Below are 13,102 nucleotides of genomic sequence, written 5' to 3'. Positions count from 1 at the left end.
CATGGCATTCGCAACCGAGATTCCGGCGGAGGGCTACGAGGACAGGGCTGCCGAGCAGCCGCTCGCGCGCTCGGAGTTCCGCCCGGTCGGCGAGATCGAGCGCGTCGGCAACCGGTTCGAAGTTGTCAGCGAACATCAGCCCGCCGGCGACCAGCCCGCCGCGATCGAGGAGTTGGAGCGCAGGATCACGACGGGGGAGCGCGACGTGGTGCTGCTCGGCGCCACCGGCACCGGCAAGTCGGCCACCACGGCCTGGCTGATCGAGCGGCTGCAGCGGCCGACGCTGGTGATGGCGCCGAACAAGACGCTCGCCGCCCAGCTGGCCAACGAACTGCGCGAGATGCTGCCGAACAACGCCGTCGAGTACTTCGTCTCCTACTACGACTACTACCAACCCGAGGCGTACATCGCCCAGACCGACACCTACATCGAGAAGGACAGCTCGATCAACGACGACGTCGAGCGGCTGCGCCATTCGGCGACCTCCAGCCTGCTGTCCCGGCGCGACGTGGTGGTGGTCGCGTCGGTGTCGTGCATCTACGGCCTCGGCACGCCGCAGTCGTATCTGGACCGGTCGGTGCAGCTGCAAGTGGGCACCGAGATCGACCGGGACGCGCTGCTGCGGCTGCTGGTCGACGTGCAGTACACCCGCAACGACATGGCGTTCACTCGCGGCTCGTTCCGGGTGCGCGGCGACACCGTGGAGATCATTCCGTCCTACGAGGAACTCGCGGTCCGCATCGAATTCTTCGGCGACGAGATCGAGGCGCTGTACTACCTGCACCCGCTCACCGGCGACGTGGTCCGCCAAGTCGACACGCTGCGGATCTTCCCCGCCACCCACTACGTCGCCGGGCCGGAGCGGATGGAGCGCGCGGTGCACGATATCGAGGCCGAGCTCGAGGAGCGGCTGGCCGAACTGGAGCGCCAGGGCAAACTGCTCGAGGCGCAGCGCCTGCGCATGCGCACCCAGTACGACCTGGAGATGATCCGCCAGGTCGGGTTCTGCTCCGGCATCGAGAACTATTCGCGCCACATCGATGGGCGCGCGGCCGGTTCGGCGCCCGCCACGCTGCTGGACTACTTTCCGGAGGATTTCCTGCTCGTCATCGACGAGTCGCACAACACCGTCCCGCAGATCGGCGGCATGTACGAGGGCGACATGTCCCGCAAGCGCAACCTGGTGGAGTACGGGTTCCGCCTGCCATCGGCGGTGGACAACCGGCCGCTCACCTGGGAGGAGTTCGCCGACCGGATCGGTCAGACGGTCTATCTGTCGGCCACTCCCGGCCCGTACGAGCTCGGGCAGACCGGCGGCGAGGTGGTCGAGCAGGTCATCCGGCCCACCGGCTTGGTCGATCCCAAGGTCGTGGTGAAGCCGACCAAGGGGCAGATCGACGACCTGATCCACGAGATCGGGCAACGCACCGAGCGCGACGAGCGGGTGCTGGTCACCACGCTGACGAAGAAGATGGCCGAGGACCTCACCGACTATCTGCTCGGGCTCGGGGTTCGGGTGCGCTATCTGCACTCCGAGATCGACACCCTGCGCCGCGTCGAGTTGCTGCGACAGTTGCGGCTCGGCGAATACGACGTGCTGGTGGGCATCAACCTGCTGCGCGAGGGTCTCGACCTGCCCGAGGTGTCGCTGGTGGCGATCCTCGACGCGGACAAAGAAGGGTTCCTGCGCAGCACCACCGCGCTGATCCAGACCATCGGACGCGCCGCGCGCAACGTCTCCGGCGAAGTGCACATGTACGCGGACAAGATCACCGACTCCATGCGGTACGCCATCGACGAGACCGAACGCCGCCGCGCGAAGCAGGTCGCCTACAACGAGGAAATGGGCATCGATCCCAAGCCGTTGCGCAAGAAGATCGCCGACATCCTCGACCAGGTGTACCGGGAAGCCGACGAGACCGAGGTGGAGGTCGGCGGCTCCGGTCGCAATGTCAGCCGCGGCAGGCGCGCGCAGGGTGAGCCCGGCCGAGCGGTGAGCGCGGGTGTGTACGAAGGCCGCGACGTCAAGTCGATGCCGCGCGCCGAGCTCGCCGATCTCGTCAAACAGCTCACCGATCAGATGATGAACGCGGCCAGGGAGTTGCAATTCGAGCTCGCCGGCCGGTTGCGCGACGAGATCGCGGACCTCAAGAAGGAGTTGCGCGGCATGGATGCCGCCGGGTTGAGTTGAGTCGCGCCGCACGCCTGGAGTCGAGTTGGGACTTCGACGCTTCGCCTCCGCGGCGAGCGGCCGCGGAGGCAGCGGGCGGGTCAAGCCCGGGTGGCCAACCATTCGTTGACGCGTCGCTCGGCCTCCTCGCGCGAGACATCCTCGACCTTGGTCATCACCGCCCAGCGGTGGCCGAACGGATCGATGATCACGCCGTAGCGGTCGCCGGTGACGAAGGTCTGCGGTTCCTCGGCGCTGCGGGCGCCGTGTTCGACGGCGCGCCGCACGACCGCGTCGACATCGGGGCAGTAGTGCACGATCGAGGTGTGCACCCACTCGCCGTTCGGGGCGAGCACGCCGTTGTCCGGCATCGGCATCCCCAGCTGCAGGGTGGAGTCGCCGATCTTCAGCTCCGCGTGCGCGGGCTGACCGTCGGGCAGGTCGCTGCGACCGATCACCTCGGCCCCGAAGACGGCGGAATAGAAATCAATGGCTTTGTTGCCGTCACCGACCGCGAGAAAGCAGGTGATCGAGTGGTAGCCGTCGGCGATGGGATTCACTGTGTTCGTCATGACTACAACTTTTGTCGGTCGTGGTTCCCGGGTCTTGTAAGAAAGCGACACCGTGCCGAGTAGCGCCGAATCGCCGGGTGCCGAGCCGCAGCAGCCTCGCAACCCCGTGATGCCCACCGATACCAAAGGCATTCTGCATCCGGCCGAGCAGGCCAAACATCGCTCGCTGGTTCGTTTGCCGCCGAGCAATGCGGTGGATCGCCACATCGAGTGGTACTGGGCGGTGCGCTGGGATCTGCGCGGCAGACCACCGTATCGCGCCGAGGTACTGCCGTATCCGAGCGTGAACATCACCTTCGAACGATCTGCCACGCGCACAGGCGGATTCGTCAATGGTGTGTACACGGCAAAATTCGTCCGTGAGCTCAGCGGGATGGGGGAGGTGTTCGGTATTCGGTTCCGGGCGGGCGGTTTCGGCGCGTTCACCGGACTGGATGTCGGCTCGTTTCGGGATGGCACCGTGTCCATCACGGACGTGATGCCCGACGCGGCGGGCTTGACCGAACGGGTGCTCGACGCCCCCACCGACGAGCGGCGGCGCATCGTCGTCGAGGAGTACCTCACGAGCAGGCCGGCGGTCGAGGACCCGACCTACCGGTTGGTGCTGCGCATCGTCGACGCCATGGCCACCGATCAGGAGTTGACCAGGGTCGACCAGGTCACCGACCGCTTCGGCGTGACCGCTCGCACGCTGCAGCGCATGTTCCGCCGATACGTCGGTGCGGGACCGAAATGGGTGCTGCGGCGTTATCGGTTGCAGGACGGGGCCGATCTGCTCGCCAAGGGCCGTACCGAAGATCTCGCCGCGCTGGCGGCGGAGTTGGGCTATTTCGACCAGGCGCACTTCTCGCGTGAATTCACCCTCGAAGTGGGTATGGCACCGCTGGAGTATGCCAAAAATTCGCTGCGCTTCCGCGACGAGGTCACCGCAAAGGTCATGCCAACCAGGACGTAGCTGCTGTACAGCCGACGAGGAGCCGGAGATGGATGTCGTGGTGTTGATCGGGCGAGTGCTGTTCGTGGCGCTGTTCCTGAGTTCCGCGCTCGGGCATTTCACCCAGACCGAGGCGATGGCGGGATACGCACAGAGCAGGGGCGTCCCCATGCCGAAGTACGCCGTGCTCGCCTCGGGTGTGCTGCTGGCGCTCGGCGGCCTGAGTGTGTTGCTCGGTGTCTGGGCCGATCTCGGCTCGCTGCTGCTGGTGGTGATGCTGCTGCCGACCGTCTTCCTGATGCACGGATTCTGGAAGGAGACCGACCCGCAAACCAAGCAGCAAGAGATGATCCAGTTCAACAAAGACCTCGCCCTGGCAGGCGCGGCCCTGATGCTGTTCGCGTTCTTCGCCCACGTCGACGAACTCGGATTGACCATCACGGGGCCGCTTTTCGACCTCTAGCCCGGTCGGCGCGCTAATATTGCACGTTCTTTTTACCGCGGGAAGAGGAAGACATGGACATCATCGGCGCGATCCTCGGCATATTCTGGGCCAACTACCGGCAGTGGCCGTAGCGGTACGGTAGCCATGGCTCGATCGGCCCGTCCCGGTGCGTGATTCACGCAGCCGCGGGCGGGCCGTTCTCGTGTGACAGGCCTGGGCCTGTGATGAATATCCCAGGGCTGCAATGCCGTTCGATTCGGTTGTGGCACATCACAGTTTTGCTTCACCGAAATTGGGTCAGCGCTGGTTGGTCGGGACATTCCGGCATTCTCTGGCGATTCCGTGGCGGGAATGGTCGAACACCCCGAGTGTGATGTCTTGCGATTTCTGAAATTTCCGCACTGTTTGCCGCTATGGTCGACCCCAATCGCCGCGCCGACGCCCCGACCTGGCCGGGACGGCCCCGCGCGCGGCACCTGACCCACCGCATAGTTGGAGGAGAGAATGACCGCCTACCGGACCATTGTCGTCGGTACCGATGGCTCGGACTCGTCGTACGTCGCCGTCGAGAAGGCCGGCGCTCTGGCCGGCGTCTCCGGCGCGACGCTCGTCGTGGCCTGCGCGTACTACCCGACCGACGATCGCGATCTCGCCGCTGCCACCGACGTCCTCAAGGAGGAGGCCTACCAGGTACGCGGTTCCGCGCCGACCAACGAGATCCTGCGCATCGCGCGCGACAAGGCGATCGCGGCGGGCGCGGCCGACATCATCGAACGCGCCGTTGTCGGTGAGCCGGTGGAGTCGCTGCTGTCGCTGGTCAAGGAAGTCGAGGCCGACCTGCTCGTGGTCGGCAACCGTGGTCTGAACACGCTGACCGGCCGGCTGCTCGGTTCGGTCCCCTCCGACGTGGCGCGCAAGTCGCGTTCGGACGTGCTGATCGTGCACACCGTGCGCTGAATCCGGCCGGCGTTGCCCGAGCCCGCTCGGGGCCGTGTCAACCTACGACGGCACCCGAGCGGACCCGCGACATTCCCCATCCCGGGCTGTGCTGTCAGCGCAGCCGGTCGAGCACGTCCGGCAGTCCGGCGCTGTGCACCACATCGAGCCGCTGGGTGGCGCGGGTGAGCGCGACGTAGAGATCGTTGAGTCCGCGTGGCGATTCGTCGAGGATGCCCTGCGGCTCGACCAGGTAGACCGCATCGAACTCCAGGCCCTTCACCTCGTGCACGGTCAGGACCCGCACCGACTCGCCCGCGAGGTCGTCCAGTTGCGCCATCATCGCGTGCGGCGCGATCACCGCGGTGGTGCCGGGGCCGGTCTCGGCGGCGACGAGCCGGGCGAGGTGTGGGTGCACGTCGCCGGGAGCAACCCGGTAGGCGCGCGGCGTGACGCCGGTCGCGCGGACCGAGCGCGGTGCGGACGCCGTGGGATCGATCGCGGCGAGGACGTCGGCGGCGGCGTCCATGATTTCGGCCGGGGTGCGGTAGTTGACGGTCAGCTCGGTCAGCTTCCACCGGGCGGCGACATAGGGTTCCAGCATCCGCTGCCAGGAGGACGTGCCCGCGGGGTCGCCGGTCTGCGCGACGTCGCCGACCACGGTGACCCACCGGTTCGGGATGCGCCGCATCACCATGCGCCAGGCCATTTCCGACAATTCCTGCGCCTCGTCCACGATGACGTGCCCGTAGGTCCAGGTGCGATCGCCTGCGGCGCGTTCCGCGGTCGTCTGGCGGCTGCGCACCTCCTGGCGTTCGGCCAGCTGGCTCGCGTCGATCAGGTCGTAGGCCATGAGGATCTCGGCGTCGAGCTCGTCTTCGAGATCCTGCGGTGCGGAGCCGGTCAGGATGTCCAGCGCGTCCTGTGCCTCGGCGAGTTGGGCGCGCCAGCGGCGCCGAGCGCGCTCGCGCTCCTCGGCGTCGTCCACGCCGAGCAATTCGGCCAGCTCGTCCAGTAGCGGTGCGTCGGCAGCGCTGAACGCGCCGTTGTCCGGACGCAGCAGTTCGGCGCGGTCGGCCGGGTCCAGCGAACTCGCGGCCCGGTCCAGCCGCTTCGGGTCGGCGAGCAGGTCGGCCAGGACGTCCTGCGGCGACAGAATCGGCCACAGCGCGGCGATGGCGGCCTGGATATGCGAGTCGGCGCGCATCTCGTCCCGGATCTCGGTGAGGTCGGCGGAACTGAGCAGGCTGGGACCACCGGACAGGTCGGCGCCCATGGTTCGCGCGAGCTGGTCGGTCAGCGCGTCGACCACCGAGCCGGCGAAGATCGGCCGGGCCAGATTGTGCGGGCGGCGGGAGGACCGCGCGCGGCCACGGGCCTTGGTGACGATCTTGCGGTCCAGCACGACGGGATATCCGTCGAAGCTCAGCCGGATCGGTTCGGCCGGCACCTCTTGACGGTCGCGCACCGCCTGTTTGAGTACGCCGAGTATCGCCAGCGAACCCTTGATCTCGCCCGCACGCAGCGAGTCCTCGCGGGTCGCCCGCACGCCCGGGTAGAGGTCGCCGATGGTGGACAGCAGGACCCCCGTCTCACCGAGGGACGGGAGCACCTGGCCGATGTAGTCCAGGAAGGTGGCGTTCGGCCCGATGATCAGCACGCCGCTCTTGGCCAGCTGCTGACGGTAGGTGTAGAGCAGGTAGGCGGCGCGGTGCAGCGCGACGGCGGTCTTGCCGGTCCCCGGCCCGCCCTGCACGACGAGCACGCTCTTGTGCTCGGAGCGGATGATCGCGTCCTGCTCGTGCTGGATCGTCTCGACGATGTCGTTCATGTGGCCGGTGCGGGCGGCGTTGAGCGCGGCCAACAGGGCGCTCTCGCTGCCGACCCCGCCGTAGCCATCGGTGACGCCGGCCCGGCGCGCGGCCTCCAGATCGAGGTATTCGTCGTTGATCGCGGTGACCCTGCGGTTGCGCGAGCGGATGTGCCTGCGCCGGGTCACGCCGTCCGGTGTCGCGGTGGTGGCGAGGTAGAACGGCCGGGCCAGCGGGGCGCGCCAGTCCAGCAGCAGGCTCTCGTAGTTGTCCTTCTCGTCCAGGATGCCGAGCCTGCCGATGTAGCGGTACTCCTCCTGATCACCGTCGAGGTCGATCCGGCCGAAGCAGAGCCCGTGTTCGGCGGCGTCGTATTTCGCCAGATCCTCGGTGTAGAGCTGGGTGAAGGACTCCCGTTCGCTGCGCGCCTGCGGGGTGCCGCCGTTCTCCAGCAGCACCGTGCGCAACCGGTTGCGCGCGTAGGCGCGCATCTCGTCCAGCCGGTCGTACAGCACCGACAGGTAGGCCTGTTCCTGTTCGGTCTCGCGGGTCCGCTCGGGTGCGCCGTCGTGGGCGGCACGGTCCTGAGTGAGGTCGGGCAAAACTGAACTCCTTGTCACCGCGAAGAGCCGCGAACACGCTACCCGGACGGGCAGGTGCACGCTTGGAAAGCAGAGTTGTCGAGTTTACTGGGGTTGCCTAGGGCTCGCCGTAATCGCAGGTGACGCCGATGGCGGCGAGGAAGCGGGCCGGTCGCCGGTTTCGGGCAGCGTCACCGGCGCGAAGTGCTCGACCGCCGGGAACGGGTCGTAGAAGTGATGCAAGAGGTCCTTCCAGCGCTGGTACTCCGGCGAGCCGCGGAATCCGACGACATGATCGTCGAGGTGGTCCCACTCCACCCGGAGCAGGTAGCTGCCCGGCGACTCGACGCCGCGGGACAGCGACAGCGACCGGAATCCGGGCATGCTCGCGATGATCGGCCGCGCAGCGGCGAATGCGGCTTCGAAGTCGGCGGCCGACTCCGGGCGAACGGGCAGCAGGGCGTGTTCGATGATCATGCGCGACCCGTCAGGAGGCGTGGGTGTTGTTCGGTCGGCGGCCCAAGGGGGAGCCCTCCCGATGTCCGGGCGGCTTCGCGCGGTACATCGCCAGGTCGGCGTCGTGCAGTACGGCCTCCGGGGTGCGCCGATCGCCGGCGCCGAGCTCGGTGACCCCGATCGAGGCGTTCACCTCGATCCGGTGTCCGCGGGCGATGATGGGCTCGGCCATGGTCGAACGTAGCCGGGCCACCAGCGCGTCGATGTCCACCCGCCGGGTGACGCCGGACAGCAGCACGAGGAACTCGTCACCGCCGAGCCTGCCGACGATGTCGTCACCGCGCAGCGCGCGTTGCAGCCGCTGCGCGACGATCTGCAGCACCGTGTCGCCGATGGCATGGCCGAGCGTGTCGTTGATCGATTTGAACCCGTCCAGGTCGATGAACAGGACGGTGGACACCGGCAGCAGTTCCTCGGTGCTGGCCAGTGCGGCGGCCAGCTGGGACAGGATCAGGGAGCGGTTCGCCAGGCCGGTCAGCGAATCGTGCGTGGCCTGGTATTCCAGCTGCCGCCTGCTGGCGCGGAATTCGGTGATGTCGGCGAAGGAGGAGACCGCCGACGAGCGCCCGTCGCCGGGATTGAGCAGGCGGCTGCTGCCCGACAGCCAGCGGCGCTGGCCGTCGACGCGGTCGACGCCGAAGACGTAGCCGGTGATGGTCTCGCCGGTGGCGAGGGTGCGCGCCACGGGATGGCGGCCCGGCGGCAGCGGCTGGGCGTTGGCGTCCAGCAGCACCAGCGGCAGCGACTGAATGGTCCGGCCGATCACCTGCCGATCGGGTCCCTCGGTGCCGAAGATGCGTTTGGCCGCCGGATTCATCGATTCGATCCGCCCTTCCGGATCGATCACCACGACACCCTCCTCCAGCTGGGAGACCACCGTGGTGAAGTAGTGCTCGGCCCTGCGCTGCGCGGCCTCGGCATGGCGCTGGGCAGTCAGGTCGTGGATGACCACCTGATAGGCGAGGCGGTCGTGCCAGGCGGTCAGCACCGACACCGTCTCGACTGGGACGGTCACACCGTCCAGCCGCAGCAGCGTCATCTCGGTCGGAACGGAGGCCGCGCCCGCGCTGGTGAGTGTGCCGATGCGGTCGAGCATCGCGGGGACCGAGTCCGGATGGACGAAGTCGGTCAGCGACCGGCCCACCACCTGGTCGGCGCTTTCGGCGGCGAGCAGGCGAACGGTCGCGGGATTGGCGTAGACGACCATGCCGCCCTCGTGCACACAGATCCCGTCGGGGGTGTGCTCGACCAGGGAGCGGTAGCGCGCGGCCAGCTGTTCGGCGGCCTCGACCGCGGCGACCAGCTTGTCATCACCCACTCGAACCCCCGATCATCGACCCCATTATGGCCATTGGAACACGGGATTATTGTGGTATCGACGTGGACAAGATCACACCGTCCACGCTTTTGCTCTGATCACAGTACCGGCATTTTTTCGTGTTCGATCCGGCGATCATTACAGAACCGGATTCCGCGTCGAGGTGCGGACCACCACGTGGCCGGCCCCCGGCAAACGGTGGAGGAGCGATACACGCCGGGCGTCAACCGAACGCGGCTACACGGTTCCGACACGACCCACCGCAGCATCAAGATCATATGACGATAGCCGGGGTGCGGCTGGGCCGGGAAGATCTCGTGCGGCGAACCGGGGTATCGGCTGGTCGTGCCCTCGGACATTGGGGATGGATCGGACTGGTCGCGATCCGTACGATGGTGCATGGTGTCGTGCACCGGTGGGGCGGCCGGCAGGGCGTCGGTCAGGTCGGCTCGCCGTTCTCGGAAAGTCCTCTGCACCGCGACTGCGCCAATCCAATTCGGCGATAAGGACTTTCGGCCCTGTTCGCGGCGCCTTTGTGGTGGTGGCATAGGGGTGGACTGGACCGACCTGGAAAGTGGGCGTGGCAGATGGTTTCCTCGGGGCGGCGATTCGCATCGGAACGGTGGGCGACGGCTGCGCAACCGGAAGTGGCGGTGACTACCCGAGGGGACGTGCCCGCCCCGGACGTGACGCGGGCTGTGCGGGCGATCGGTCGCGTCTTACGCAGGCACCATCTCGACGCGCCCGCCCATGCGCGCCTTACCGCGCCACTCGACCCGGGGGAGCCGACGGTGGCGCAGATCAATGTCCGCGGCGCGGGCGTCACCACGCGGGTCCAGGTCACCGGGCCGCGCGGGTTCGCGGTGACCTTCGCCGTCGAACGCTTCGACCGTCAGCTGGCCCGGCTTGCCGCGCAGGAATCGCGCACCTGGCCCGAGCCGGCCCGCCCTGCCCTGGCCATGCTCGGCGAACCGCGTGCGATCGCACGCAGGAAACAGTGCACCCTGCTGACCTGCACGCCCGCCGAGGCGGTCGCGGTGCTGGACGCGATGGACTACGACGCACACTTGTTCACCGACAGCGAGACCGGCGAGGACGCGGTGGTCCATTGGGCGGCTGGGGGTGTGCGACTCATCCGGCAGCGTGCGACGTACCCGCCGGTCTGGCCGCCGGAGGCGATCGGGGGCTCCGTTCCGATCGTCGTGGACGCGGAACCGGCTCCGCGCCTCAGCTCCGGCGATGCGGTGAATGTGCTGTGCCGCAAGGGATTGCCATTCCTGTTCTGCACCGACCCGGACAGTGGCCGTGGCGGACTCCTGTACCGCCGTTACGACGGCGACCTCGCACTCGTCGTACCCGCCTGATTCCCTAGGCGAGCGGCGCGGACCAGCGCACCCTGGTGCCACCGTTCGCGGAGCGTTCCACCGTGCAGTGGCCGTCCGACAGATTCGCGCGGTGCGCGAGATTGGCCAAGCCGCTGCGCGCCACATCCACGGGCATGCCCGCGCCGTTGTCCTCGACCAGGACGGTCAGTTCGTCACCGACGGCGATCTCGACGGACAGCCTGTTCCCGCCGGAGTGCCGCACCGCGTTGCTGACCGACTCGCGCACCACGGCTTCCGCGTGATCGGCGAGCGCGTCGCCCACCACCGACAGTGGTCCGGCGAACCGCACACTCGTCCGGAATGCGGCGTCCGCGGTCTGCTGGCGGATCGCGTCCTCGAGCCGCCGCCGCAAGGGGTCGCCGCCGTGCAGGTCGAAAATCGACGTGCGGATCTCCTGCACCACCTCCTGCAAGCCGTCCATCTCGGCCGAAAGCCGTTGTCGCACTTCCGGATCGTCGGTGCGGGTCGCGGTGGCCCGCAGACCGAGCCCGACCGCGAAGAGCCGCTGGATGACGTGGTCGTGCAGATCGCGCGCGATCCGGTCGCGGTCGGCGAGTACGTCGAGTTCACGCATCCTGCGCTGGGTCTCGGCCAACTGCATGGCCAGCGCCGCCTGGTCGGTGAAGGCCGCGGCCAGTTCGATCAGATCCGCGGGATACGCGGCTGCCTCGCCTCCGCTCGGCCCGGCGCACTCTGAGGACGGACTTCGTCCGGCTGCGTCCTTTGTGCGGCTGTCTCGGCCTTCGCTCGGCCCGGCGCAGTTTGAGGACGGACTTCGTCCGGCTGGGTCGTTTGTGCGGCTGTCTCGGCCTTCGCTCGGCCCGGCGCAGTTTGAGGACGGACTTCGTCCGGCTGGGTCGTTTGTGCGGCTGTCTCGGCCTTCGCTCGGCCCGGCGCACTCTGAGGACGGACTTCGTCCGGCGGGGGCCTTTGCGCGGCTGCCTCGGCCTTCGCTCGGCCCGGCGCAGTGCTGCGGACGGACTTCCTCCGGCTGCGCCCGGTAGGCGCCGCAGGCGGGTGGACGGGCGAGGATCAGCACGCCGAGCACGAGGTCGGCGGTCTGTAGCGGCAGGATCAGCGCGGGCCCCGCCGGGCCGATCGAAGCGCCGAGGTCGACGGACCCGGCGTCGGCCACCTGCACCACCACGCGTTCGGTGAACGCCTTGCCGGTGGCGGTGTCGGCGGTGCGCACCTGCCGCGGGCCGGGGCCGGGGCCGAACCATTGCGCGACAAGGAGTTCGGTGGCCTCCTCGGGCGGCGTCCTCGGCGCCACTACGGCGAGCAGGGCCTGCTGCGAACCGGTCAGCGCGCGGGCGCGGGCGACCACCTGCGCGAGGACCAGGTCAGGGGTGGTGCCGGCGAGGAACTCGGTCGCGATGTCGCGGGTCGCCGTGATCCACGCCTGCCTGGTCCGCGCGGATTCGTACAGCCTCGCGTTCTCGATCGCGATGCCCGCCGCGGCGGCCAGCGCCAGCACGATCGACTCGTCGTCGTCGGTGAACGGCCGGCCGCCTGCCTTTTCCGTGAGATACAGATTGCCGAAGATCTCCTCGCCGATCCGCACCGGGACGCCGAGAAAGCTCCCCATCGGCGGATGGTGGCGCGGAAAGCCCACCGACGCGGGATGTTTCGACAGATCGTCCAGCCGGATCGGTTCCGGCTGCACGAAGAGCAGTCCCAATACGCCGTGCCCCTCGGGTAGTCGGCCGATATCCGCCCGGGTCGCGTTGTCGATGCCCTCGTGAATGAATTCGGCCAGCTGCCGGTCGTGTCCGCGCACGCCGAGTGCGGCGTAGCGTGCGTCGACCAGGCGTGCGGCGGTCCGCACGATGGCACGCAAGGTGTCGAGCACCGTAGCCGATAGGCTGGGAGTGACGTCCGTCATAGAGTTTTCCGGCGGCCGGTGGGGTGCGCAGAGCGTGCCCAGTCTAGTCGGCCGGACACGCGCACACCCTGAAGTCGCGGCACCTCCCTGACCGTCCGACGTTCGCAAATCAGCCCCCCGTCGCCGATCATCGGACTCTTCCGCACCGCAAGCGCACCGTAGCTCGCACGGCTCGGTCGTCTCCGCCTGCTCGATACTCATCACATAGCCGCAGGTCTCCGCCGGAGATCGGCGCATCCGGCCGGAGCGTCGTCCGCCGCCGTGGCCCGCGTCGCGTTGCCCGCAGCACGGCCACGGCATACTCGGCAGATACTCGCGCGCCCGCGCGGCACCCCGTCGACGGAATGACGGCCGCGTCGTGCAGTTGACCAGCGGTGCTGGGAGGGCGATGCTACGGAGGCGTCCTGGCCTGTTTCCCGGCTCCATCCGTTACGTCCGGCTGCCGTGTTCCCGCCATTCATCGAGGTGAGGGGCGGTCCGCGAAACTTGTCGGTGCTCATGCCTAGCATGGCGGGTCGGGGGTATGTCTGGACGCCGAACACGAAGGAG

The 13,102-nt window shown here is 68.2% G+C and carries 9 protein-coding genes and 1 pseudogene; 5 read left to right on the top strand and 5 right to left on the bottom strand.

Going from position 1 to position 13,102, the window contains the following annotated elements:
- Position 1: 1 nt before the first annotated feature.
- A complete protein-coding gene (uvrB, locus tag OHA40_RS04790; protein ID WP_330231857.1) occupies positions 2-2,191 on the top strand; it encodes an excinuclease ABC subunit UvrB in 2,190 nt (729 codons plus the stop codon).
- 80 nt (positions 2,192-2,271) lie between these two features.
- On the opposite strand, the gene OHA40_RS04785 is transcribed toward uvrB, so the two are convergent.
- On the bottom strand, positions 2,272-2,742 hold the full coding sequence (locus tag OHA40_RS04785) for a VOC family protein (protein ID WP_330231856.1): 471 nt from the start codon (positions 2,740-2,742) through the stop codon (positions 2,272-2,274).
- A gap of 109 nt (positions 2,743-2,851) precedes the next feature.
- Here OHA40_RS04785 and OHA40_RS04780 point away from each other — a divergent pair, with 109 nt between their 5' ends.
- The 3 genes from OHA40_RS04780 to OHA40_RS04770 all read left to right on the top strand — a co-directional run bounded on the left by OHA40_RS04780 (position 2,852) and on the right by OHA40_RS04770 (position 5,078).
- Positions 2,852-3,697 (top strand): AraC family transcriptional regulator, encoded by an 846-nt coding sequence (locus OHA40_RS04780; RefSeq protein ID WP_330231855.1) that lies wholly within the window; start codon positions 2,852-2,854, stop codon positions 3,695-3,697.
- 28 nt (positions 3,698-3,725) lie between these two features.
- On the top strand, positions 3,726-4,139 hold the full coding sequence (locus OHA40_RS04775) for a DoxX family protein (RefSeq protein WP_330231854.1): 414 nt from the start codon (positions 3,726-3,728) through the stop codon (positions 4,137-4,139).
- A 486-nt stretch (positions 4,140-4,625) separates the two neighbouring features.
- Positions 4,626-5,078, top strand: a complete 453-nt coding sequence (locus tag OHA40_RS04770) for a universal stress protein (protein ID WP_330231853.1) — start codon at positions 4,626-4,628, stop codon at positions 5,076-5,078.
- Between the two features lie 94 nt (positions 5,079-5,172).
- On the opposite strand, the gene OHA40_RS04765 is transcribed toward OHA40_RS04770, so the two are convergent.
- The 3 genes and pseudogenes from OHA40_RS04765 to OHA40_RS04755 form a co-directional block, all read right to left on the bottom strand.
- A complete protein-coding gene (locus tag OHA40_RS04765) occupies positions 5,173-7,470 on the bottom strand; it encodes a HelD family protein (RefSeq protein WP_330231852.1) in 2,298 nt (765 codons plus the stop codon).
- A gap of 171 nt (positions 7,471-7,641) precedes the next feature.
- Positions 7,642-7,926 (bottom strand): annotated as a pseudogene (locus OHA40_RS04760) (antibiotic biosynthesis monooxygenase family protein); the annotation flags it as partial.
- 10 nt (positions 7,927-7,936) lie between these two features.
- Positions 7,937-9,283, bottom strand: coding sequence for a diguanylate cyclase domain-containing protein (locus tag OHA40_RS04755; RefSeq protein ID WP_330231851.1), 1,347 nt, complete (start codon positions 9,281-9,283; stop codon positions 7,937-7,939).
- Between the two features lie 653 nt (positions 9,284-9,936).
- On the opposite strand from OHA40_RS04755, the gene OHA40_RS04750 reads away from it, so the two are divergent.
- Complete coding sequence (locus tag OHA40_RS04750) at positions 9,937-10,647, top strand: sigma 54 modulation/S30EA ribosomal C-terminal domain-containing protein (RefSeq protein WP_330231850.1); 711 nt, start codon at positions 9,937-9,939, stop codon at positions 10,645-10,647.
- Between the two features lie 4 nt (positions 10,648-10,651).
- Here OHA40_RS04750 and OHA40_RS04745 read toward each other — a convergent pair whose 3' ends face one another.
- A complete protein-coding gene (locus OHA40_RS04745) occupies positions 10,652-12,553 on the bottom strand; it encodes a GAF domain-containing sensor histidine kinase (RefSeq protein ID WP_330231849.1) in 1,902 nt (633 codons plus the stop codon).
- Between the last annotated feature and the right edge of the window lie 549 nt (positions 12,554-13,102).

The sequence above is a fragment of the Nocardia sp. NBC_00508 genome (assembly GCF_036346875.1).
In the GTDB taxonomy this organism is placed as follows: domain Bacteria; phylum Actinomycetota; class Actinomycetes; order Mycobacteriales; family Mycobacteriaceae; genus Nocardia.
This window is presented reverse-complemented; position numbering and strand designations above follow the sequence as displayed.